The sequence below is a fragment of the Flectobacillus roseus genome (assembly GCF_030056595.1).
Classification (GTDB): domain Bacteria; phylum Bacteroidota; class Bacteroidia; order Cytophagales; family Spirosomataceae; genus Flectobacillus; species Flectobacillus roseus.
On record NZ_JASHIF010000025.1, the window covers coordinates 26,973 to 51,985 of the forward strand.

Sequence of the window (25,013 nt, forward strand, 5' to 3'; positions counted from 1 at the left end):
AGTAAAGTTACATACTTCTGGGAATTTTGGAGTTATGTGATTCCGAGGTTTTTTTGCTAATTTGTTATGCGTATTGGCAAATGTACCTGCCACACCACATTTATCTCAACAATAAACGCTTCATCTTACATGAAAAAAATCTATTTCTTCATTTTTGCTTACCTCTGTTGTTCGATGACTTTTGCCCAAAAACTAAGCATCGAAAGTATCATGCAAGACCCCAAGAATAGTATCGGAAGTTTACCTTCTAATATTTTCTGGTCGGAAGATAACAAAACTATTTATTTTAACTGGAATCCTGATAAAAATAAGGCCGACTCTCTTTATGGTTTATTAGTTTCTGACAAAAAAATCTTCAAAGTATCGCCTAGCGTGCGCCGTGGGTTGCCTTCTGCTTTTGGCGTATATAGCAAAGACCGTTCTAAGAAAGTATTTACTCGTAACGGAGATATTTTTTTGATGGATACCCAAACACAAGCAGTACGACAGATTACCAATACTTTGGAATATGAATCTGATGCGGAGTTTTCGGGAAAAGAAGATAAAATCATTTTTACAAAAGCCAATAACCTGTTTAGCTTCAATCTTTCCAATGGCGAATTGGTTCAGCTAAGTAATTTTATTGCAGGCGCAAAAAGACCAGAAGCTAAACAAAGTGAACAAGATAAATGGTTGAAACAAGATCAATTATCGATGTTTGAAATTTTGAAAGAACGTGCGGATAAAAAGAAAGAAGGCGAAAAAATTAGTAAAGCCGATTCTCCAAAACGTCCCAAAGAATTTTACCTAGACGAAAAGCGTGTCGACAACCTCGTGTTGAGCCCAGATGGCAACTATATTACTTTTCGCTTAGTAAAAGCTGCTACAGGAAGCAAGTCTACGATTGTGCCAAATTATGTTACAGAGTCAGGCTTTACGGAAGATATCCCTGCTCGTACCAAAGTGGGTGCACCAGCAGCGAGCTATGAGTATTTTGTGTATCAAATTGCAAAGGACACAATTGTCTCTATCCCAACCAAAGGTATCGAAGGAATTTATGACCAACCTGCCTATTTGAAAGACTATGCAGTAAAAAAAGACACCACTAAAGCTAAAAAGCCCGAAGCAAGAATGGTGCTCATGAGCGGTCCAGTATGGTCTGAAGATAGTAAATATGCAGTTATGGTAGCTCGTAGTACTGATAACAAAGACCGTTGGATTTTGAAGTTTGACCCTATTACCCTCAAACTCGAAACTATCGATCGCCAACATGACGAAGCATGGATTGGTGGACCCAATATCGGTTTTGGTACAGGAAGCTTAGGGTTTTTAGCTGATCAAAAAACCTTGTATTTTCAGTCGGAAGCTGATGGTTACTCGCATATTTACACTGTGGATTTGTCAAATAATCAAAAGAAACAATTGACTAAAGGAAAGTTTGAAGTCCAAAGTTTACAACTCTCAAAAGACAAAAACTTCTTTTATATCACTACGAACGAAGTACACCCAGGCGAACAGCATTTTTACAAAATGTCAGTTACTGGAGGCGAGCGTACTCGCTTGACCAAACTAGCAGGTTCTAATCAAGTAGTATTATCGCCAGATGAAACCAAGTTAGCTTATTTGCACTCAGAGAGTACAAAACCTTGGGAATTGTATTTGCAAGACAATTCACCGACAGCCCCTGCAACGCAATTGACTCAATCAACCAGCGAACATTTTAAGGCATACAAATGGCGTGATCCACAAGTATTGACCATCAAAGCCAGAGACGGTGAGGATATTTATGCTCGTTATTATGAAGGAAAAGGCGCAAAGGGTAAAAAGCCAGCAGTAATTTTTGTACATGGGGCAGGATATTTACAAAATGCACATAAATGGTGGAGTCAGTATTTTAGAGAGTATATGTTTCATAATTTCTTGGTGGATAATGGCTATGATGTATTGGATATTGACTATCGTGGTTCGGCAGGTTATGGTCGTGATTGGCGTACAGGAATTTACCGTTTTATGGGAGGAAAAGACCTTACCGACCACGTAGATGCTGCTAAATGGTTGGTAGAAAAACATGGAGTAGATGCCAAGAAAATCGGTATTTATGGCGGTTCTTATGGTGGATTTATGACCTTGATGGCTTTATTTACTTCTCCAGATACTTTCAAGGCAGGTGCTGCATTGCGCCCTGTGACTGATTGGGCTGCTTATAACCATCCTTACACAGCTAATATTTTGAATGAACCACAAAAAGATTCAATTGCTTACCGCCGTAGCTCGCCAATTTATCATGCAGCAGGTTTGAAAAATCGCTTATTGATTTGCCATGGTATGGTCGATGTAAACGTTCACTTCCAAGATGTTGTTCGTCTTTCACAAAGACTAATTGAGTTGAAAAAAGAAAATTGGGAGTTAGCAGCCTATCCAATGGAAGATCACGGTTTTGTAGAACCAACTTCATGGATGGACGAATACAAGCGCATTTTTAAACTATTTGAAGAAGAATTGAAAAAGTAATATATATAAAAGGGAACAGGCAACAGGCACAAGGCAAAGAGTGTTAAAATGTTTTTATTAACCACAGCCATGCTTTTTTACAAAGCCCACCGCCGAAAGCTGATACCTGAATGCCTTGGGCACAAAAATTAAATTCTATTTTGCCCACTAACTTATCCTTGACACAATCTTAATTTAATCATGTTGGTACTTGAGAAATTAGCTGCTTTACAAAACCCTGAAAGGGCAAAATTGATGGCTCGTTATTTTAAAACGGGTAAAGGTCAATATGCCGAAGGGGACACTTTCTGGGGATTATCGAATCCTCAGGTTAGGAATGTAGTAAAGGAGTTTTACAAACAAGTATCTATTGAGGAGGTTACGACGCTGGTTGAGCATTCGACACACGAAGTCCGTGCCTGTGGCTTACTGATGTGGGTAGAACAATTCAAGAAAGGTTCAACGATACAGCGTTCTCGTATCGTTGAACTTTATCTGAGTCATTTGGACTATATCAACAATTGGGATTTGGTTGACCTTACGGCACATTTTATTCTAGGCCCTTGGTTGCTAGACAAAGACCGTGATATTTTGTACGAATTAGCCCAGCGCAATCATTTGTGGTCACAGCGAGTGGCTATTATCACTTGCTTTGCTTTTATTCGAAAAGGGCAATTTGCCGATGCTCTTAGCCTGTGTGAAGGTTTTCTGACACATCGTCATGACCTTATTCACAAAGCAACAGGATGGATGCTTCGAGAAATAGGCAAGCGAGATGAGTTGGTCTTAAAAGAATTTTTGGATGAACACGTTTTAACTATGCCTCGCACCATGTTGCGCTATGCCATCGAAAAGCTTCCTCCAGCCGAGCGAAAAGCTTATCTTCTTGCCAAATAATGGCGGAGTTAGATACATTCATGGTAGTATTAAAAACATAAGTCATCCCGAATTTTAACATTTGGGTTATTGTCCAAAGTCTATCAAAAAAGGCGGTCGAAATTAGTTTTTCGACCGCCTTTTTGCATACTACTTTTCAATATAATATGACACCTCTTAAGACGCAATGCATTGCGTCTATACAGATGGAATACAAATTTTAGAATAATCACTCATGCACTCAATCATCACTCACTAAATCCCCGACTGCTAGAAATTAAATTGTGCTTGTAATCTCAACAAATTACCGATTTGATGATTGTCAGGAAGGTTAGCGTCTTCGTAAGTTCTGTTTGAAATAGTATAAGTAGCTGTAAATTCAAAATAGTTTTTTAATTGCCATTCGGCACCAATTTCCAAGTCTTTTACCAAGTAGCTACGAGCATCAATTTCATGTTTTTTACCTCCATTGTAGTACTGATATTTGATAAAAGGCGTAACAAAATTATCGTTCACCTTTTGTCGCCACATCACCTGCGCATAGCCCCCATGTAGATTTCTTACTTCAGTCGTCATCGTTTCTGGGTTGAATTGCGGTCCTTGCCCAACATTATATTCAGCTTGAAAACCTAAAGGTTGTGGGTACACTACCACCGTTGCGCCAACACGGCGATCTATAAAGTCTGAGACCGTAGCCTTATTTTTTGTGTTTTTTTCAATCACATATTTCCCTGTATATGCTTGCAAACTTGTTTCTATAATTTGTCCGTTCTTCAACTGAAAAGGATAGGTTACTCTCGAAACTACGTGTGGCTCGTTATTAGCTTCGGTTCTGTTGGAGTTTTGACCATTATAAAAACCCAAAGCAAATACCCCATAATCGCCACTACCTTTAAGTCCTGAAGAAACCAAATAAGCAAAACGCTCACGGATCTTGGCTGGTGCCCAATAGAAAAATACACCCAAATCTCGCTCGTTAGAGACAGGGCTGTTGGTCGGGTCAGCACGGTCGAGTGAAAGACGGTTTTGTGAAGATTGCATATTTTCGAAACCGTAAGGTACTTTGCTTTGTCCAAAGCGCAAGCGATATTCTTTTTTAGCATCGAGAGCCAAATCAAAATACGCATCACGGATTTGTAAGGCATGTTGAAAACTTCCACTGACATTAGAAGCAAAATCAGGCTGTACATAGATATACAATCTTTCGGATACGTCGCCCGAAATAATCACACGTCCACGGCGAATAAAGAAACCTCCATTTTCTCCCCAAGATCTATCACATTGCTCGCATTTGAGCTTTTCATTGGTTTCTAATAAACGATTGTAACGTACTTGTGCATAACCTCTAATCGAGATTTTTTCATACCATTTCTTTGGTGCTACTGTTTTCTCTGTGCTCTGAGCTAAAGAGAAATATACAGGACATAAAATAATAAGGTAAACAAGGGCTTTTAACGTTTTCATAAAACTTGAAGATTCAACCTGTAACGACATAGTAATATCATAGAATTGAACGCCAGTTTTCAATAAAAACAGGGGTTAATTCGCAAAGATTACTGATTCGATATAAGATTACTCATCATAAAGACAATAAGAAATCATACACGAAAATAGATTTCGATACGGGAAGAGAATAAAATTAATTGTATGTGATTTGTGGTAAAGGAGTTATAGGTTTAGGTAACAGGCTGATAACTAAACGATATTATCTCTATTGCCGTACCTATAGCTTATATAATTCAATTGCTTACTTTTTACTAAATAATTGCTCAAAATTGCTAATAGCTAAATTGAGTTGAAGAATATTATTAATCTCAACATTGTCTTTGTTCGCATTATTGAAACGGAAAATAGTTTGTTGCATATAACCTGCTTCAAGTGCTAAAAACTTGTTGAATTTGTATCCTAGTCCAACTAATAAACGGTTCTGGTCCAGTAGATTAGTGTTTGAAACTTTCTCTCCCATATTCACAAATAATTCATCATAAGTCTGCGCATAAAGGGTATTATCATCCATCTTAGCATGGTTGATAGGAAGTGTCATTTTTACTTGGTAACGGAAACGTTCTCTGAAGGTTGCATTAGAGAAGTCTCCTCCATATAGGAAGCTCTTATCGTCGATGCTTTGGTTTTGTCCTAACCAACGGAATTCATAGCGAAAACGGTTGTCGATACGTAAACGGCCGATGTTTTGAGTCAAGATAACCTGTGGTGATATACGATATTCTGAAAAGAAAGCGGAAGGAGCGCCATTGCTGAAGCGATTGGAACCAATCCAGCCAAATGGCATCAATGAAAATCTTACGTTAGGATTAAGCTGAAAATGCACCCAAGGACGAAAAACGTGCTGATTAAGATTGTGGTAAGGGTTTCCAGTAGTAGTACTTTCGTTGTAATCCCCTTGCATGTCTTGGCGACGTTGCTGGTTTTCTAGTTGCCAAGTGAATTTTCCTGCAATTTTTCCCGAAATGTTTAAGTCTGTCCAACCATTTGAGATATGATAATAGTTTCGTGGACTTTGGGAAAAAGACAAAGCAGTAGCCAATAACGGCAAAATTGCCGTCATGATAAACTTTTTCATAAATTTGGATTTTCTATATTGGTAGTATATGTTGAAATTCAATCTTGTACTAAAAGAGTCTCATGGTTTTCAACGACCATGAGACTCTTTTTAAAATGATGGATTAACCAATAATCCAACGGAAGAAAACAAACAATGTAGCAGATAAAAGAATCGTAACTGGAAGTGTCAATACCCAAGCCATTACGATGTTTTTCACTGTACCACCTTGTAAGTTTTTGATACCTTTTGAAGCTACCATCGAACCAGCGATACCCGATGAAAGAACGTGAGTGGTAGATACTGGCCATTTGTAAGCCGTTGCCAAACCGATTGTGATAGAAGCAACCAACTCAGCCGAAGCACCTTGAGCGTAAGAAAGGTGTTGCTTACCGATTTTCTCACCGATTGTTACTACAATTCTTTTCCAACCAATCATAGTACCTAAACCTAATGATAAAGCAATCATCCACATTACCCAAGCTGGAGCGAAGTCTGTTAATGACGAAAGACCTTTGTTTGAGTTACCGAATGAGAAGAAAGGAGCTTTTTCGCCAGCAGTAGCTTTTTTCAATTCGTTTTTGTCGTCAGCGCTTAAGCTTACTGCATCGCTTTCAGACAATTTTTTTGTATGCTTATTAATAGCTAAAACATCTTTACGAATCTCTAGTTTTTTCTCAGTAGACAAATGATTAATTAATGATTTGTCTGTCAAAATTGTATTCAAAGCTACAGTAGCTTTCATTACTTTCGTATAACTTTCTTTTTCAGTAGAAGAAAGTTTGTTTGTATCGATTTTAGCAATGATTGTCTGAACTTTTACTACTGCACCTTGCAATTTGAATGGATCAACATCGGTATTGATCGCAAAATAACTTGGTAAGAAAGCAATCAAAATCATCATTACAAGACCGATACCTTTTTGACCGTCGTTACGTCCGTGGAAGAAACTTACCAATGTACAAGTCAAAAACAAAATACCACGAATCCACATTGGAGGAGGAGTATCTTTTTTCGGCTCTTTAAAAATTTCTTTATTAGGAACAGATTTTTTCAAAATGTACATAAATACAATTGCCACAGCAAAACCAAACAATGGAGACAACAAAAGTGCCTGACCAATTTCGGTAGCTTTATCCCAGTTTACTGTTGATAAACCAGCTTTATTTTCTGGCAAAAGAGCGTATCCAACACCGATACCAATGATTGAACCAATCAATGTGTGAGAAGAAGACGCTGGAATACCAAAATACCATGTTCCTAAGTTCCAAATAATAGCGGCACCTAACATGGATAAAGCCGTGGCCATGGAGTGATAGACGTTGGGGTCTATGAGTAGCTCCGTGGGTAATAATCCAATGATTGACATCGTTACACCAACACCACCAGTCAACAAACCAATAAAGTTCATAAAACCAGACCATACAACGGCTTGAGTAGGCTTCAATGAGTTTGTGTAGATAACAGTCGCTACCGCGTTAGCTGTATCGTGGAAACCATTAACAAATTCGAAAGCACAGGCTAAGAATAAGCAAAGGAAAAGTAAAATGAACAAGGACGTATCTAATCCGAACATAGTTTTTGTGAATTAATTATATGATATAAGAACGAACGCGTAAAAAGGAATTTTTGAATTAGTGAATCAGGTATTTTATCGTTTTTCTTATATCTCAAGTATTATTAAGACTTTTCATATTGGTATTTATCGCACAAAAGTAAAAATACTTATTTACGTCAATGTTAAGGAATTGTTAAATTTGGTAACATTGGGATAATTGCTTGATATTTAAGAATTTGTTATAATTTTTCCGAGTTAAGATATTACTTTGCTGATAAATACAAACTAAATACCTGTATCACCACCACAAACCCACATGAACAAACCAGTTGGATTGCTATGTCTTCTTTTGTATGTATTACTGTTGTTTGACACCTCAGTATTTGGGCAAAATGCCTCAAAAATTACGATCAGTGGCTACATCAAAGAAGCTGGAAGCGCCGAGCTGCTGCCAGGGGTACATGTTATGCTGAAGGGTACCCGCATTGGGACTCAAAGCAATAATTACGGTTTTTATTCCTTGAGTGTTCTGGCTCAGGATAGTATTGAGGTGGTTTATAGTTTTGTAGGCTATCAAGTCTTTTCTCAAAAAATAGACGCAAAATCAAAATCGCTTACTATCAATGTTGATTTAAAACCTAGTAATCAAGATCTGGAGGAGGTGAAAGTTATAGCCAATAGCGTTGAGCAACAAAAACTTTCGGAGCAAGTGCAAATGTCGCAGATTTCCATTCCGATTCAACAAATCAAAGAGATTCCAGCCTTCATGGGTGAAAAAGATGTATTGAAAGTCCTCCAACTAATGCCTGGCGTGCAAAAAGGAGCAGAAGGGAATGCTGGAATTTATGTGCGTGGTGGTGGCCCCGACCAAAATCTCCTGATTCTGGACGATGCCCCAGTATATAATGCCTATCACTTGTTTGGATTTTTCTCGGTATTTAATGGCGACGCACTCAAAAGCGTTGAACTAACCAAGGGCGGATTTCCTGCCCGTTTTGGTGGTCGACTTTCATCGGTAATAGAAATGCAAATGAAAGAAGGCAATAAAGAAGATTACCATGTAGAAGGAGGAATTGGTCTGATTGGGGCAAGAGTAGTAGCCGAAGGGCCTATTGATAAGCAAAAACGTTCATCATTTTTAGTATCTGCCAGACGCACTTATTTGGATATTTTGACCCAACCTCTTATTCCCAAAGAACAAAAAGGAAGTCGCTACTATTTTTATGATTTCAATGCCAAATTGAATTACGATTTTGGACAAAAAAATCGACTATTCCTAAGTGGATATTTCGGGCAAGATCGACTCTATGTAAGAGATATGCAGTTGCAATCTAAATTGGAATCGTCGATTGAATGGGGAAACCAAACCGCTACCATACGCTGGAATCACCTTTATAGCGATAATCTTTTCAGTAATCTGTCTTTGATTTATAGTAAATACGATTTTATGACATCAAGTTTACAGTCTAATCTTGATGCAGTAGGTATCAATAATTTTAGTTTGTATTATTCTTCTGGTATCAGAGACCTTGGTGCCAAGTTTGATATTGATTTTTTACCTAATCCCATTCATACTCTCAAAGCAGGAGCGCTAGCCACCATGCACCGTTTTACGCCATCTGCCATTGAGTTACAGGACGATGTGGCGTCTCGCTACAAAGATGCGGTCGAAAATATCGATGCGCTTGAATTAGGTATTTATCTGGAAGATAATTACAAGCCTCTCCCCAATTTACGATTCAACATAGGTTTACGCTATTCTAGTTTTAGTACTTCCGAAAAAGGATATCATAACTGGGAACCTCGCGGGGCTATGGCATGGACCTTACCCAAAGACTGGGCTTTGAAAGCATCGTATGCCGTAATGAATCAATATATTCATTTGGTGTCAAACTCAGGAGCAAGTTTGCCTACGGATTTATGGGTACCTTCTACTGACTTAATAAAACCGCAGCGCTCGCAGCAAGTAGCTTTGGGTTTTGCCAAAGATTTCCCCGAGCGACAGTTTAGTATTACGTTAGAAGGCTTCTATAAAACTATGAATCAAATCGTGGCGTTGAAGGAGGGAAGCTCTTTTATCTTAAACGGTAGCCTTCAGCGATTTACACAAGCCAAATCTCAAGAATCTCCATGGGAAAGTAACATGACTGCGGGCAAAGGGCGTTCGTATGGAGCTGAGTTTTTGTTACAGAAAAAAACAGGTAAGTTTTCGGGCTGGATAGGCTATACTTTATCTTGGATTTTCCACCAGTTTGATGAATTGAATTTTGGGAACGAGTTTTATCCCAAATACGACCGTCGTCATGATTTGTCCTTGGTAGGTATTTACCATTTAAAACCAAATGTTACGTTATCAGCTACGTGGGTATATGGAACTGGTAATGTGTTTACGATTCCCATTTCGACTTATGAAGTCTACAGTCATATTCCTGGCTTGAATCAAACTGGTGTGAATCAATACTACAACAGTGCCCGTGAAATACCTGATTATCGAGAAAGGAATAATTTTCGTGCTCCGCCTTACCATCGCTTAGATGTGGGAGTGCAGTTCCATAAAAAAATGAAGAAAGGACATACTCGTACTTGGGAGTTTGGGGTTTATAATCTTTACAACCGTAAGAATGCTTACTTCTATTCCTTTAAAAGCGTATATAATACCACAACCGACCAGACTACTAAATCCTTGGCACAGTATGCCTTGTTTGGGATTATTCCTTCAGCAACTTATAGTTTTAAATTTTAATCTAGCAGACCATGAAATCATTTCAATTTTGGCAAAAAATAGCAGTGGTAATAATGGCTCTGTTATCACTGAGTTCTTGTGAAACATTGGTCAATAATATTGCCCTTCCGTATGAAGAAAAACTGGTATTGCAGAGTTTTATTTGTCCGCAGGATACCATGATAGAAATCTCTTTAACCACCAACCAACCTGTGATTGGTGTTATCAACGAAGGTGAAGACCGATATCCAGTATTAAAAGATGCCGTAATTACGCTTTCGGATGGCACAAGAACTGTTACAGCCAAATACCAACAAATTACCTATCTTGATTATATCGAAGTAGACAGTACGGGACATTACAAAGAAAATTTTTTGACGAAAGATCGATATGTCATTTCGACCAAAGATATTCCTATTGTAGCAGGTGCAACGTACACCATGATCGCTAAAGCCAGAGGGAAAGAAGTAAAAGCAAAATGTACCGTACCAACCCAGCGAGTACAGCGAACAGCGATAAATCCATCATTGACAACAGGTTATGACCGAAATAATAAAGCTTACCCAGCTCTTATCGTACGGGTATTAGATTTTGCCAGTACAGTCAATTACTATGCTGTGGGGGCATTTTATTATGAAAACATGAGGGTACTAGATGCTCAAAATCGCTTTGTGGTGGTTCGCCGTTTTGTCAATAGTCGCCAAGAATATATGACCGATGCTGGACAAGATGGAATGACCTTGGCGACTCAGCCTATGCTACTTAACGCTACGAACGATTTGAATGTAGTTAGTCGAAATGCTGAAATTTATGTTGCTGTAACAGATTATCCATATTATCAGTTTAATATCTCGGTCGACAAAGTTCGTCGCAGTGGTCGAAATCCATTTTCTGAACCTGTACTTACCTATACCAATGTGGAAAATGGTTTGGGCGTTTTTGCTTCTTACCAACAAATTAGAACCGCAGTCACAGTGATAAAATAAAAGAGAGAATGGTGTTTGAATGATTAATTGAAATGTAGTTGTGAGGCATAGAACTCAAATACTACATTTTATCCAAAGAAATTTTAAAAAACACATAATCTCTTAGGTACAAATCACTCATTCCTTACCTTTGTGGCACTAAAACTTATGAATGTAGGTTTTTTCAATAAACGCTAGTACAAAAAACGCTGGCTTGATATTATGCTAAGAAGACCAAGAAGAAATCGTCAGTCTTCGGCTATCCGTGCAATGGTCGAAGAAACAACCGTATCTGTCAATGATTTGATTTATCCTATGTTTGTGATGGAAGGTCAAAATCTGATAACAGAAGTAAAATCTATGCCGGGTATTTTCCGCTACTCACTAGATAAATTACTTGATGAATTAGCGGTTATTCAAGATTTAGGTATCCGTTCTATTGCCTTATTCCCTCAGATTCCCGAAGCAAAAAAAGATAAATATGCTACCGAAAGCCACCGCCAAGGTAATATTTATCTCGAATCAATCAACGCCATCAAAAATGCTTTTCCAGAAATCTGCATCATGTCAGACGTAGCCATGGATCCGTACAGTGCGGATGGTCATGATGGTATCGTCGAAAACGGACAGATTCTCAACGATGAGTCATTGGAAGTATTGGCAAAAATGGCCGTAGCACAAGCCGAAGCTGGAGCCGATATTGTTGGTCCATCGGATATGATGGACGGGCGTATTGGATATATCCGCGAAGCATTAGATGACAAAGGCTTTATCAATGTAGGAATCATGGCATATTCAGCGAAATATGCTTCTGCTTTTTATGGTCCATTCCGTGATGCATTGGATTCAGCACCTAAGTTTGGAGATAAAAAGACCTACCAAATGAATCCTGCCAACATACGAGAAGCATTGGTTGAGGCTGAATTAGATTATTTGGAAGGAGCAGATTACTTGATGGTAAAACCAGGTTTGGCATATCTTGATGTAATCAAAACCTTGAATGATAATTTCAATATCCCAATTGCAGCTTATAACGTATCAGGCGAATATGCGATGGTAAAAGCAGCGGCTCAAAACGGCTGGTTGGATGGTACTCGTACGATGGTTGAATGTTTGACATCATTGAAGCGTGCTGGTTCAAAAGTGATTTTGACCTATTTTGCCAAAGAGTATGCAGAGTTGGTGAAATAATAGTGGGCTTTCGGCATTAAGCTCTGTGCAATAGGCTAAATGTTTATAAATCATAAACATATTTTGCCAAGCGCCCAGAGCTGATTGCCGAAAACCTAATAAGGCGTTATTATCAAATACAAAGCCTCTCACCATAGGTAGGAGGCTTTAGTCATTAACCTTTTCTATTATTTGATAATTTTAATTTTTAATAATTTCTCAGGTTAAAGCTTAAGCTTGTCTAAGAGATTGTTTTTTTTGAACAGAAGAAAATTGCAAAGCGTACCTTGCTGATAAATTTATGTAATAGTAAAAATTTAAGTAATCGTTCAGGATTATATGTGTTTAGGCAATAGGCACAAGGCAAAGAGTGTTAAAATGTTTTTATTACCCATAGCCATGCTTTTTTCCAAATCCCACCGCCGAAAGCTCAAAAATTAAATTCTATTTTGCAATCGAGATATTACACTCAAAACCCATACTTATGCTTTTCTCAAAATGCGTTTTGTTTTCTCTTTCAATTAGAGATTTTTCAAAAGAATAAAATCATTTTGTTCTTCAGAGCCTAATACGAAACTATGCACCCCTACTTTTTCGAAGCCCCACTTAGTATAAAAAGCGATGGCTTTCGGATTGTTTTCCCAAACTCCCAAGCCAATTTTCTTGAAACCTTGCTGTTTCGCATAATCAATACAAGCTTGCATCATTACCGAGCCTAGTCCTTTGCTATGATAACTTTGATCAACGTAAATACGCTGTATCTCGGCAGCCTCCGAATCTTCCAGAATTGTATCTATTGTTCGAATTTTGGCAAAAGCAATCATCGTATTGTCTTCAAACCCCACCAGATAAGTACTCCCTTTTTCGGATAGTTCGCCTGCCATTATTGCTGGCGTAAAATTAGTGTCCAGATATAATTGCAGATTTTCGGGCGTATTATAAATGGCATAGGTATCTACGAAAGTGCGACGGGCTAGTGCAAGGAGTGCTTCTACATGAGAAGAATTAGCTATTTGTACTTGCATGACGTTGACTAATGTTTTGATAGTACAAAGAAAATCTTTTGAACTTATAAGAAAAAATACTTATTTTATATCAAATAATGCTTTTTTGTTATAAGTATGGATATTCGACAACTAGAATATTTTTTGGGTGTAGCCTCCGAGTTGCACTTTTCGAAGGCTGCTGAAAAGCTATATGTAGCACAGCCAGCTTTGAGCCGACAAATTCAACAATTAGAAAATGAATTGGATGTAGTGCTTTTTGAACGAGATAAACGAAACGTAAAACTGACTCCTGCAGGCGAATATCTTCAAAATGAGGCATCAAGAATACTTTCACAGCTAGAATATGTGCGTCTCAGAACACAATTGATACATAGAGGCGAGGAGGGTGATTTGAGAATTGCACACCCGGGGTCGGCTGTATTCTCAGTTTTGCCAACTTTGCTATCGGCATTAAAATTATACTTCCCCAAGATTCGAGCGGTATTGTCTGAGGTACTAGAAAATAAATTATTTGAGTCTTTACAAAATTATCAGGTGGATGTTGGCTTTGTAAGAGAACCAATTCCAGATAAATATTTGAATTCGAGGCTCATTTTTGAGGAATGTTTTTCGCTAGTCGTTCCTCCAAATCATCCTTTGACTAAGGAAAACTTTACGGGACTGAGACAAGTACAAAACGAATCGTTTATCTTACCTCCAAGGCATGCAGGCTCGACCTACCATGATATTTTGTTGAGAATGTGTGAGCGTGAAGGATTTTTACCCAATATTATTCATGAGTCAAATTTTGGGACTACGATTTTAAAATTGGTTGAGCATAATTTAGGTGTAAGCTTGTTGCCATCTTCCTACCGCATTAGTTCGCCAGTTAATGTGCGATTCATTGATTTAGACCAATTGCCAGAAAGAACGCAGTTGTCAATGGTTTGGAGGAAAGACGATACCAATCCGATTTTGCATAACTTTTTGGATACCGCCAGCTCGGTAGATTTTAGATATGATTGATGACTGGGTAAAAAAATAGGCATAAAGGAGCAGAATACACCTTTATGCCTGTTTATGTTGATATCACCAAAAGTGATTATGCCGCTGTGCGGTAATAATTTGTCGGGTTTCTTTGTTTACGATATATACCACATAAGCTTGGAGTGTCGCCAGAGCTTAGATCCATAATTTGAATTTCAAATACAGCGCTAATTTTTTCTAAATGTTTGGAGGCGTTCAATAAGCTATTCCAATCTGCATTGACAACAAGGCGTAACTTACGGTATCGTGAGACTTCTTCACGGTTGCTTAATTCAATAAATTGGACTTCTTCAAAATATTTTTGAAGCGTGTTCATCAGTAAATGAACAGTGAAATCGTTGTCCTGAAAGCCGAGTGTGAGAAGGTAAGTTTCCATAAGCTTATAATTGTTTATGATTACATAATTACTAACGCTTATAATCGATTTTACGATTTTGGTTTTAGCATTAAATTTTATCAAATTTATAAAATAAAGAACTATAGTCCAATATTTATAATTATATTAGATTATGATTCTTTTATGTTGAATATTTGTGGATTATTTTTATTATAAAGGTGGTGATTTAATCTCAAAAAAGATTTTTATTCTATGGCTTCGTTAGATAATACAGATTTAAGGATATTAAAATTGTTGCAAGAGGATGCTTTGATGACCAATAAAGAGATTGCCGCAAAGCTTAATTTGACAACAACGCCCGTTCATGAGCGTATCAAACGTCTTGAGCAAGATGGAATAATCGAGAAATACACGGCTATTCTCAATAAGTCTAAATTGGGAAAAGGACTGGTGGTGTTAGTCGATGTGACACTAAAAGAGCATGCCGCAGAATATTTGGCACAGTTTGAGCGCGATGTACTGTTGCTACCAGAGGTAGTAGAATGTTATTGTATTTCGGGAGGAGCGGATTTTTTACTGAAGGTATTGGTAAAAGATATGGACGAATATCGTCAGTTTATCTTACATAAATTGGCAACATTGGCCAATATCGGAAATGCGCAAAGTAGGTTTGTCGTAAACGAAATCAAAAGCCAAACGCCCGTTCCGATACAAGTCTAATAAGTGATGAATTGTGAGTTTTGAGTGCAAAGTATTATAAAAACAATTTCGAATATTGGATTTGGGATTTCGGAAGTATAAGCTTCTATATTTTGTAAAAAACAAAGGTATTTTTCTTTATTTCCGAAATCCTAAATCTGTAATAGTTTAAAATTCTTAGAACATTCCGTACTCAAAACTCACTACTCATCACTACTTCACCGCTGGTGGAGGTGTTTTTTTGCCAAAAACTGAAATGTTAACATAGCGTTTTGGTGCCAAGCGGAAGTCAATGAGGAGTTTATCCAAATCAACCATAGTTTTGTTGAGATTGGTATATAACGAGTCATCTTTCAATATTTTTCCAAGACTTCCTTGACCTGCCTGAATACCTGCCATTACTTTTTGCAAATCATCCAAAGACTTTTGTGTACTAGCCAACGCTTGATTGATTTTGAGTGCGTTTAGTGAGTCAGCCATTTTGTTGAACTTCCCTAAAAGAGGCTTAAACTGCTTTTCTGTTTCTACTAAATTTCCTGAAAGTGTTTTCAAGTTTCCAGTGATGCCATTAAGATTCGAACGATTTTCGGCAATAGTGCTATTCATAGAAGTGCCAAGCGTCGTAATGGTAGAATTAGAGTTTTTGAGTAATATATTTAACGCTGCTGAAGTAGATTGGAAGCCTGCTACTACAGTTTTGAGGGTAATCAATAAAGAGTCTACGTGCGAAAGTGCAGGTAATGCTTTTTCCTTGAGGACGTCCGTCAGACCTGTTTCCAAAGTACCTTTTAGTTGGCCTCCATCAGCAATAGCAGAACCTTTTCCCATTTCTAAGCGAATGAGCTTTCCGCCCAATAAACCATCGGAGGCTAAAATAGCTTTAGTACCTTGTGGTAAGATTAGATCTTTGCGGATACTTAATATTACTTGGATTGAATGTTGAGCATTATCTTGTAGTATTACGTCTTTTACAATCCCAACCTTAAGACCGCTCAAAGCCACTTGGCTAGAAGGAACTAGGCCTTGTACGTCGTTGAATGTAACATAATATGTTTTTTCTGAAGAGAAAAATGAAGAACCCTTCAGAAAATTAAAACCAAGATAGAGCGCTGTAAATGAGATTACAGCTAAAATACCGACTTTCGCTTCTTTTGATATATTCATTGATGTAAGAAATGGTAAAGAGCGTGATTTTATGAAAACCACTATTTACTAAATAAGAGCTTAGACCAAACTCTTTAATGTGAGTATTATAAAGCAATGACAATGGAAAAGCGTTTTTCCACCAGCTTAGTTTTCAATTTCTTCTTTGTAAGACTTAAAAGCTCTGAAAATAGATTTAGCTACCTCATCCTGACCGTCAGAAGAAGAGAGATAATCTTCCTCGTTGGGGTTTGTTAAGAAACCGACTTCCACCAATACACTTGGCATAGCCGTTTCCCACAAAACTAAAAAACCTGCTTGTTTTACGCCATAACTTGTGCGGTCGCTATATCTTTTGAACTGACGTTCGATTTTTTGAGCAAATTTAAGACTATTATTCATAAAGGCACTTTGATAATTTGCCATCATGATATGAGCCAATGGAGAGTTAGGGTCAAAACCATTATAGGTCTTTCTATAATCCTTTTCTTGCAAAATTACTGAGTTTTCCCTTTTGGCGACATCTAGGTTTTCTCCTGTTTTATGTAACCCCATCGTATATGTTTCAGTTCCTTTGAATTTTTTGGAAGGATGTGAATTACAATGAACAGAGATAAAAAGGTTAGCCCTATTACGATTAGCAATGGCTGAGCGCTCGTGCAAATTTACAAATACATCGGTCTGACGGGTGTAATATACTTTAATGTTGGGGTATTCTTCTTTGATTTTTTTGCCAAGAGCCAATACGATTTTTAAAGCTATATTTTTTTCTCGTACACCCGATGGCCCCGAACAGCCAGGGTCTTTGCCGCCGTGACCTGCATCTAGTACAATGGTACGAATATTGGTACTAGCCGATGTAACTGCAATAGAGTCAGGCATAGACTCTATTTGTGGCAAACTGAAGCCAGTTAAACCACCGATCATTAGTATTAGAGAGAAACCTTTAAGAAAGTTTAACATTATTTTCAGGCTGGTTCGTAAACAAGAACGTTATATAAAGTAATTTTGTATTTTAAATCTTTTTTGAATTGATAAAATTGGAAGGCATTAAAGTTAAGAATGCTTTATTTTCCAATAATTTACTAGAACTCGTCCTATACAATGGATAATTCCTATAGAACAGGCAAATATAATTTTTTAAGTCTTTCAAAAAAAGTCCTACTCTTAATCGGTACGATGTTCGTACTAGGTTTTGCGTATTCGGCAAATGCACAAAGACTTCTCAAAGGCAAAGACAACAGCAAATCTACCAAAACCACTGCAACTTCTACCAAAGTTTTGCCAGTGGATACTTTGCGTAAAAACAATCTTGATTCTTTAGGAAAGAAAGGTGCAAAAACTGTTCCTGATTCGCTCAAAAAGCAAGATGAACTAGAAACGACTGTACAGTACACAGCACAAGATTCGACCATTATGGATACCGAAAAACAAATCGTGTATCTTTATGGGGATGCCAAAGTAACGTATGGGAATATTTCCTTGCAAGCAGACTTTATCAAACTTAATTGGGCCATTAATCAAGTAGACGCTAACGGAACGATGGATTCTACTACCAAAAAAGTGAAAGGTAAGCCTGTATTTAAGCAGGGAAATGACGAATACAATGCCGATGAAATCAAGTATAATTTTAAGTCAAGAAAAGCCCTAATTCAAGGGATTGTTACTCAGCAAGGAGAAGGCTATGTACAAGGGAAAAAGGTAAAAAAGGATGATGAGGATAACCTATATATCCGAAATGCCATTTATACAACCTGTAATTTGGCACAACCACACTTCCACATCAATGCCTCTAAAATTAAAATTGTAGGGAAAAAAGAAATTGTAGCAGGTCCTTTCCATCTTGAGCTAAACAATATTCCTTTACCAATAGGTTTACCTTTTGGATTTTTTCCGTATCGCCCGCCACAGGAGTCAGGTACTTCGGGGATTTTGATGCCTACTTATGGCGAAGAACCCTCAGGTCGTGGTTTTTACTTGCGTGATGGTGGGTATTATTTTGCGCTTAGTCCCAATATTGGTGTAAGAGCTACAGGTGAAATTTATGGTAATGGTAGTTGGGGACTTGGAGCCAATTCTCAATATGTGAAAAGATACCGTTATAGTGGTAATTTTAACGTACAATACCGTAAAGGAATTAGTTCTGACGAATCGACCCTTGACCCTACAGTTCGTAATGACTTTTCTATTCAATGGTCGCACTCGCCACAAAGTAGAGGTAATTCGAGTTTCTCTGCATCGGTCAATGTTGTGAGTAATAGCTATAACCAATACAATAGCTTTGTTACCTCTAACTATACCTCCAATGCGACTAACTCATCGGTACAATACTCTAAAAGTTTTGGACAGACGATTCGTACAGGGGCAAGTATGAACATCTCGCAGAATACCACAACCAAAGAGATTACTTCTGCCATTAATTACAACTTTGGTCTAAATCAAATACAACCATTTAAAAAGAAAAAGGCTGTAACAGAAAGATTTATGGATCAATTCCGTTTTGGCTTAGATTTTACAGGCTCTACAAGTATTACCAACAAAGTGGCACTAGACAACCGTTCGTATTTGTCGCTTCCTTATACTGTATATCGTAGGGTTGACCCTACAGATACAGATCTTAATAAACCTGTACCTATTACTAATTCCACTTCAACAAATTTGGAAAGAGATGGGGTTATTGGTTTCAATTTTGACAATTTAGGTACTATCTTGAGTAAGGGGCAAACGAAAATGCAGTATTCCATCCCTATTTCTTTGCCGAATATCAAACTTGGTCGCTATATCAACCTTACACCTGGGATGAGCCTATCAGGAAATGTTTATACTCGAAAGTATAGTTACAAATTCTTGAATTTTAACAACTTTGCTACCTCAGATTCATTAAGAAGACTTGGAGCTGTGAAAATAGATACGACAAATGGGTCATTTATAGACTACCAATACGCATTTACCATGAGTATGAACACTCGTTTGTACGGAACAATAAACTTCAAAAACTTTGGACGTTTGGCTGGTATTCGTCACGTAATGACACCATCGGTTAGTGTGAGCTACACTCCAGATTTCACTGACACAAAGTATGGGTTTTATCAAGACGTAGTGTTAACAAATAGTAGTACTGGGAAAAAAGATACACTCAGAATATCTGCATTTAATCCAACATTAACAAATGTCGGAAGTAGATCGGGAGGTATTAACTTTAGTTTAAACAATACGATAGAAGCAAAAGTAAAAGCAAAGTCTGACACGGCTGCGAAAGAGTTTGAAAAAATTACTATTATCGATAACCTTTCGTTATCCACCAACTATAACTTTTTTGCTACCAAGTACAAATTAGCTCCAGTATCTTTTGGGGCAACTTCGAGAGTCAAAAAATTTGATATTAATATCGGCGGTACGCTCGACCCTTATGTATATCAAGTCAATTCCAACTATGGCTCAGTCGGTGAGCAGTTGGATGAATATATGTTTTCTAGAGGAAAAGGGCTAGCCAATCTTTCCGCCTTTAATATGTCGATAGGTAAAAGCTTTAAGCCTGGAGGGAATAAGCCTAAAACCAGCACTAGTGGTACAGAGGGACAAATGAAGCAAATCAATCGCAATATCGATTCTTATGTAGACTGGAGTGTGCCTTGGGAGTTTCAGTTTAGTTATCAATACAACTATGCTAAACGCGGTTTAGCACCTGCCGTAACAGTTAGCGCAGTCACCTTCTCTGGTAGTGTGAAGATGACCGAAAAATGGGATTTTAAAGTTCAGTCAGGTTATGACTTTATTAATAAAGGAGTATCATTGACCAATATCAGTATCCATCGCGATTTACACTGTTGGGAAATGCAGTTTAACTGGACACCAGCCGCCAGTCCGTTGTATGGTCGTGCTAGTAGCTACTCATTCGACTTACGTGTGAAATCGTCCTTATTACAAGAACTCAAGCTCTCTCGTCGTCGTTCGTTCTACGATAGTGGAGGTTTCTAAAATACACATAAAGCCGTTGCATGCAACGGCTTCTTTTTCTTATGATACGTGTTCCTTCTTTCATACATGCAGGAGAGTTTCAGTCCTTAAAAATTAAGGATATGACTTTTGTTGCCTATCGGAATCAGGATCCGCCTCTTAGAAATGAGGTGTTTTTTGAGGAGCACGCCTTGATATTTGTGCTTGAGGGTGAAAAGAAGTTTGTTACGCCCGAACAAGATATTCGTGTCAAAAAAGGCAATGTGGTATTCATTCCTCGTGGTTATTATACCATGCAGGAAGCTATCAATAAGCAATATCGAAGTTTGGTTTTCTTCTTTAACGAAAAGCTACTCAAAGAATTTGTCGCAGGACACTTGAGCCTTTTTCAAGAAAATTCTCTAGTCGAACCAGATCCCAATCAAGGTTTATTGGTGTTTGGTATTAATGAAAGTTTGGAGAAATATATCGACTCAATTTTCCCTTATTTTCATCTCGAAACACAATATCTGAATCACTTTCTGAACCTAAAGCTTCAAGAGTTACTATTGCATTTGCTCGAGATAGACCCTACTGGCAAGCTCAAGTCGATTGTTTACAATATTTACAAAGGAGAAAAAGCCGATTTGGAGTTTTTGATGGATAGCTATTATCTCAAACCTTTGTCGATGGAGGAACTTTCGAGACTTTCAGGAAGAAGCTTATCGGCATTTAAGAGAGATTTTCAGAAGCAATTTCAAACTTCACCAGCACTTTGGCTTAAAAACAAAAGGTTGGAACATGCCCGACTTTTGCTAGAAAATACGGGCATGAACGTTTCTGAAATTAGTATGGAAATTGGCTACGAGAGTGTTTCTCATTTTATCAAAGCCTTCAAAGAGAAATACCACGTTACGCCAAGTCATTATAAAGAAGTAGAAAGAAACTAACTAACTAACTAACCTACGAAATTCGTTGGCTTTCTTTCTGGTGCTTCCATAGTTCTTGGAAAATAGGGCTATTTTCAAGTAGATACTCAAAACTTCCTTCTCCTACAATATGTCCTTTTTCGAGGATATATACATAATCAAACTGGCTCAACAGATGCAGGCGATGCAAAGTTGATAGCACAGCTTTTCCTTCAAACTCTTTGAATAACTGCTGATAAATCAAAACTTCCGTTTTAGGGTCAACGCTACTTGTTGGTTCGTCGAGGAGTATGATTTGCGAACTACGAGCTGCCAATACCCCTCGTGCTAATGCCAGGCGCTGTTTTTGTCCACCCGAAAGGTTTACACCCTTTTCTTGAATATTGGACTGTAAGCCATTGGGCAATTGCTTGATCACGTCGGTAAACTGGGCTACATCGCAAACTTGCAAAATATCTGACTCTTCAAATGGCAAGCCCAAAGTGATATTGTATTCGATGGTATTCTCAAAAATTTCTGGTTCTTGTGGAAATAGCGTAACCGTTTCGGCCAAGATACCAATATCATCTTTTGTCTTACCGTCTAAGTCTATTTGAACACCTTTTTCGGGTTCATACAGTCCACGAAGCAAAGCCAAAAGCGTACTTTTTCCAGAGCCACTTTCTCCAATAAAAGCAATACGTTTTCCTTTGTTGATTTGAATTTTGAGTTGATGTAGTGCCTGAGATGTATTTTCCAGACTATAATTTTCTTGATGTGAAAAATTTAGGTTAGAAATAGTCAGGGCAGACCAGTTTGCTGGAAGGCTTTCTTCCTCTTCAGGACGATGATGTTTGCGATATGCCTGCGAAATAGTACGAGCTGTTTGCACATCAGTATTATGCTGAATAATTTGGGTATAAAGCCAAGCCACATCATGAAAGACACTCGTAAAGTTGTTGACATATCCTAATAATGTTACTAAACCTCCTACCATAAACACTTTACCAACTTCCCAATTTTGATAAACATAACCTACCGTAATTACAACATAAATCAATCCCACAAGCATATCTGCCACAAACCATTTCCATTCGTTGATGACCACCTGCTTACGGAAGGGCGCAAAAACATGTTTGATTTTGTCGCTTAAACTTTGCTCCATTTGTTTTTCCAAACGAAGTGTAATGACAGTAATAATATTTGAAAGACTATCAAAAAGCGTGGAGGATACTACGTGCTCACGCTCATTGGTTTCGTCAAGTGCTTTAATAAAAGGTTTATCAAACTGTGCAATGACCCAAATGGTAAAAATGCCCAAAAGCACTCCAATGGCACCAAACAAAGGCGAAAAGTAAAGCATCGCAATGAATGAAAAGAAGAATTTGGAAAAGGCATGCAAATACATAAAGCCATCCTGAAAAAAAGTCTTTAGGGCTTCATATGCTTTACGAATACGGTTGATCGTCGCACCGCTATGATTATCTTGGTGCCACTTTACAGGCAAATGTAGCGTTTGATGATAAAGCTCATGCAGAAAGTTACGGCTAAGATTAAAAGCCAAACTGCGTTCCATTACGCGTGCTGTACCATGAAAAGTCCATTCTACAAAGCGCAATAGCAAAAAGCCTATCCCATAAATCCATGTGTCTTTTAGCACATCCACACCTTTGAGCTGGATTTTGTCGATAAACCAACCGTACCAGATAGGATTGAGAGAAAAAATAATGTTTGCGACAATAAAGAGCGCATATACCAACAAGAAGCGTTTTTTTTCTTGTCGAGCATATTGCCATGCAATTTTTAAAAGAGAAATATAAGGATTGTTTGCCATAATGATAGAGGAAGGAAATCTAAAGTGATAAGTGCTTTGGTTTTCGCTCCTTTATTTTTGAAATCTTAATAAAATACAATTTTTATTGAAAAAGTAAAGTTTCAAAAAAAGAATGAATTCTGAATAAGTTTGAGATAATAAAAAAGTTAAGAATCGAAAAAAAATCTTATTTTTACATAAAGAATAGTTTTTAATAATAATCTTTTTAGAATTTTATTCTAAAAAGATAGCCAATATGGCATGTATAATAGGATTTTATTCTTTAAAATAATTGAAAATCCAATCTTTTTTATCCTTCCTTACAAACCAGATTTTTGTATAGTCAATAATTTTACATAGCTTTGATATATGGAAAATAATAGCACAAATAAATCTTTTATCATCATTAAGCTCCTCGCTGATTAGTGAGACAAGGTTCTTTTGTGCAAATCGAAGCCTTTTCTCACAACCAACTGAGGAAAGGTTTTTTTATACCCATTGCAACGACTATTTTGTAACCAAGAAACAACATTTAACAAATCATCAATCCCTTTAAAAAGTCATGAGTCAAAGAATTCAAATATTCGACACAACATTGCGTGATGGCGAGCAAGTTCCGGGCTGTCAATTGAACACAGAAGAAAAATTGCAGGTTGCTGAACAATTAGAATTACTTGGGGTAGATATTATTGAAGCTGGTTTTCCAATTTCATCTCCAGGTGATTTCCGTTCTGTAGAGGAAATCGCGAAACTCGTGAAGAATGCCACAGTTTGTGGTTTGACTCGTGCTAAAAAAGAGGATATTGATGCTGCTGCGGCTGCTTTGAAACATGCCAAAAGACCACGTATCCACACGGGTATCGGTTCTTCGGATGTACACATTCAGTATAAATTTAATTCAACTCGTGAAAAAATCATCGAACAAGGTGTTTGGGCAGTAAAATATGCTAAAAGCTTTGTTGAAGATGTAGAGTTTTTTGCAGAAGATGCGGGTCGTGCAGATTTAGCATTTTTGGCTCAATTGACAGAAGCTGTTATTGCCGCAGGTGCTACAGTAGTAAACTTGCCAGATACAACGGGTTATTTGTTGCCAAACCAAATGCATGAGCGTATTAGCTACTTATTCGAAAATGTTTCGAATATTCACCAAGCTACGATCTCGATGCACAACCACAACGACTTGGGTTTAGCTACTGCTAATACCATTGCAGGTATCCAAGCAGGTGCTCGTCAGGTAGAGGTTACCATCAACGGTATCGGTGAAAGAGCTGGTAATACTTCATTGGAAGAAGTTGCTATGATTTTGAACGTACATAAAGGTTTAGGTTTCGAAACAGGTATCAACCCTAAATTTTTGTACCCAACTTCATTGATGGTTTCTAACTTGATGGGTATGCCAGTACAGGCAAACAAAGCAGTAGTTGGTGCTAATGCTTTTGCTCACTCGTCGGGTATTCACCAAGATGGTTTCTTGAAGCATGCACAAAACTACGAAATCATGAATCCTGAAGATGTAGGTGTGCCTTCTTCAGCCATCGTTTTGACTTCTCGTTCGGGTCGTGCTGCTTTGCGTCACCGTTTGCAATTATTAGGTTTTGCTTTCGAAAAACCAGAACTTGACAAATTGTACACACGTTTCTTGTTGATGGCCGATGAGCGTAAGCAATTAAACGACGAAGATTTGAAAGAATTGGTAGGCTAAAACAACCTACTTTAAGATACGGGAAAAAGGTCTTTGTGATAAACATTTTGTTTGTCATAAAGACCTTTTTTCTTTATTGACCATTAGATAATTTTTAAGTGAAAACATAGAATAATTGAGTG

The 25,013-nt window shown here is 37.7% G+C and carries 18 protein-coding genes; 10 read left to right on the forward strand and 8 right to left on the reverse strand.

The genetic code is table 11. The features are described from left to right. Positions 1–129 precede the first annotated feature (129 nt). Both QM524_RS22655 and QM524_RS22660 read left to right on the forward strand, forming a co-directional pair. A complete protein-coding gene (locus tag QM524_RS22655; protein ID WP_283346362.1) occupies positions 130–2,490 on the forward strand; it encodes a S9 family peptidase in 2,361 nt (786 codons plus the stop codon). Positions 2,491–2,670: 180 nt separating this feature from the next. Then, on the forward strand, positions 2,671–3,366 hold the full coding sequence (locus QM524_RS22660) for a DNA alkylation repair protein (protein WP_283346363.1): 696 nt from the start codon (positions 2,671–2,673) through the stop codon (positions 3,364–3,366). A 249-nt stretch (positions 3,367–3,615) separates the two neighbouring features. Here the strand turns inward: QM524_RS22660 and QM524_RS22665 are convergent, their stop codons facing one another. The 3 genes from QM524_RS22665 to QM524_RS22675 form a co-directional block, all read right to left on the reverse strand. Beyond that, positions 3,616–4,809, reverse strand: coding sequence for a porin (locus tag QM524_RS22665; protein ID WP_283346364.1), 1,194 nt, complete (start codon positions 4,807–4,809; stop codon positions 3,616–3,618). A gap of 283 nt (positions 4,810–5,092) precedes the next feature. Continuing rightward, positions 5,093–5,926, reverse strand: a complete 834-nt coding sequence (locus QM524_RS22670) for a DUF2490 domain-containing protein (RefSeq protein WP_283346365.1) — start codon at positions 5,924–5,926, stop codon at positions 5,093–5,095. Positions 5,927–6,029: 103 nt separating this feature from the next. Then, positions 6,030–7,481, reverse strand: a complete 1,452-nt coding sequence (locus QM524_RS22675; RefSeq protein WP_283346366.1) for an inorganic phosphate transporter — start codon at positions 7,479–7,481, stop codon at positions 6,030–6,032. Positions 7,482–7,779: 298 nt separating this feature from the next. Between QM524_RS22675 and QM524_RS22680 the strand changes: the two genes are divergently transcribed. The 3 genes from QM524_RS22680 (at position 7,780) to hemB (ending at position 12,341) form a co-directional block, all read left to right on the forward strand. Then, positions 7,780–10,206, forward strand: a complete 2,427-nt coding sequence (locus QM524_RS22680; protein ID WP_283346367.1) for a TonB-dependent receptor — start codon at positions 7,780–7,782, stop codon at positions 10,204–10,206. Between the two features lie 11 nt (positions 10,207–10,217). After that, positions 10,218–11,171 carry a DUF4249 family protein gene (locus QM524_RS22685; protein ID WP_283346368.1) on the forward strand — a complete coding sequence of 318 codons (954 nt, stop codon included), beginning with the start codon at positions 10,218–10,220 and terminating at the stop codon, positions 11,169–11,171. 201 nt (positions 11,172–11,372) lie between these two features. Next, complete coding sequence (hemB, locus tag QM524_RS22690; RefSeq protein ID WP_283346369.1) at positions 11,373–12,341, forward strand: porphobilinogen synthase; 969 nt, start codon at positions 11,373–11,375, stop codon at positions 12,339–12,341. A gap of 500 nt (positions 12,342–12,841) precedes the next feature. Here hemB and QM524_RS22695 read toward each other — a convergent pair whose 3' ends face one another. Beyond that, the gene (locus tag QM524_RS22695; RefSeq protein ID WP_283346370.1) at positions 12,842–13,345 is read right to left on the reverse strand and encodes a GNAT family N-acetyltransferase; all 504 of its coding nucleotides are present in this window, start codon (positions 13,343–13,345) and stop codon (positions 12,842–12,844) included. A 96-nt stretch (positions 13,346–13,441) separates the two neighbouring features. Between QM524_RS22695 and QM524_RS22700 the strand changes: the two genes are divergently transcribed. Continuing rightward, positions 13,442–14,332, forward strand: coding sequence for a LysR substrate-binding domain-containing protein (locus tag QM524_RS22700; protein ID WP_095161224.1), 891 nt, complete (start codon positions 13,442–13,444; stop codon positions 14,330–14,332). A gap of 76 nt (positions 14,333–14,408) precedes the next feature. On the opposite strand, the gene QM524_RS22705 is transcribed toward QM524_RS22700, so the two are convergent. Continuing rightward, the gene (locus QM524_RS22705) at positions 14,409–14,729 is read right to left on the reverse strand and encodes a hypothetical protein (RefSeq protein ID WP_095161225.1); all 321 of its coding nucleotides are present in this window, start codon (positions 14,727–14,729) and stop codon (positions 14,409–14,411) included. Between the two features lie 213 nt (positions 14,730–14,942). Here QM524_RS22705 and QM524_RS22710 point away from each other — a divergent pair, with 213 nt between their 5' ends. After that, complete coding sequence (locus tag QM524_RS22710; protein WP_095161226.1) at positions 14,943–15,410, forward strand: Lrp/AsnC family transcriptional regulator; 468 nt, start codon at positions 14,943–14,945, stop codon at positions 15,408–15,410. A 192-nt stretch (positions 15,411–15,602) separates the two neighbouring features. Here the strand turns inward: QM524_RS22710 and QM524_RS22715 are convergent, their stop codons facing one another. Both QM524_RS22715 and QM524_RS22720 read right to left on the reverse strand, forming a co-directional pair. After that, positions 15,603–16,553 carry an MlaD family protein gene (locus tag QM524_RS22715; protein WP_283346371.1) on the reverse strand — a complete coding sequence of 317 codons (951 nt, stop codon included), beginning with the start codon at positions 16,551–16,553 and terminating at the stop codon, positions 15,603–15,605. Between the two features lie 126 nt (positions 16,554–16,679). Further along, the gene (locus tag QM524_RS22720; RefSeq protein WP_095161228.1) at positions 16,680–17,495 is read right to left on the reverse strand and encodes an N-acetylmuramoyl-L-alanine amidase family protein; all 816 of its coding nucleotides are present in this window, start codon (positions 17,493–17,495) and stop codon (positions 16,680–16,682) included. A 141-nt stretch (positions 17,496–17,636) separates the two neighbouring features. Between QM524_RS22720 and QM524_RS22725 the strand changes: the two genes are divergently transcribed. Both QM524_RS22725 and QM524_RS22730 read left to right on the forward strand, forming a co-directional pair. Further along, entirely contained in the window at positions 17,637–20,510 is a 2,874-nt protein-coding gene (locus QM524_RS22725) for a putative LPS assembly protein LptD (RefSeq protein WP_283346372.1), read from the forward strand. A 41-nt stretch (positions 20,511–20,551) separates the two neighbouring features. Beyond that, the gene (locus tag QM524_RS22730) at positions 20,552–21,418 is read left to right on the forward strand and encodes an AraC family transcriptional regulator (protein ID WP_283346373.1); all 867 of its coding nucleotides are present in this window, start codon (positions 20,552–20,554) and stop codon (positions 21,416–21,418) included. Positions 21,419–21,431: 13 nt separating this feature from the next. On the opposite strand, the gene QM524_RS22735 is transcribed toward QM524_RS22730, so the two are convergent. Beyond that, entirely contained in the window at positions 21,432–23,210 is a 1,779-nt protein-coding gene (locus QM524_RS22735) for an ABC transporter ATP-binding protein (RefSeq protein WP_283346374.1), read from the reverse strand. A gap of 541 nt (positions 23,211–23,751) precedes the next feature. Here QM524_RS22735 and QM524_RS22740 point away from each other — a divergent pair. Next, positions 23,752–24,891, forward strand: coding sequence for a 2-isopropylmalate synthase (locus tag QM524_RS22740; RefSeq protein WP_095161231.1), 1,140 nt, complete (start codon positions 23,752–23,754; stop codon positions 24,889–24,891). Positions 24,892–25,013: the final 122 nt, after the last annotated feature.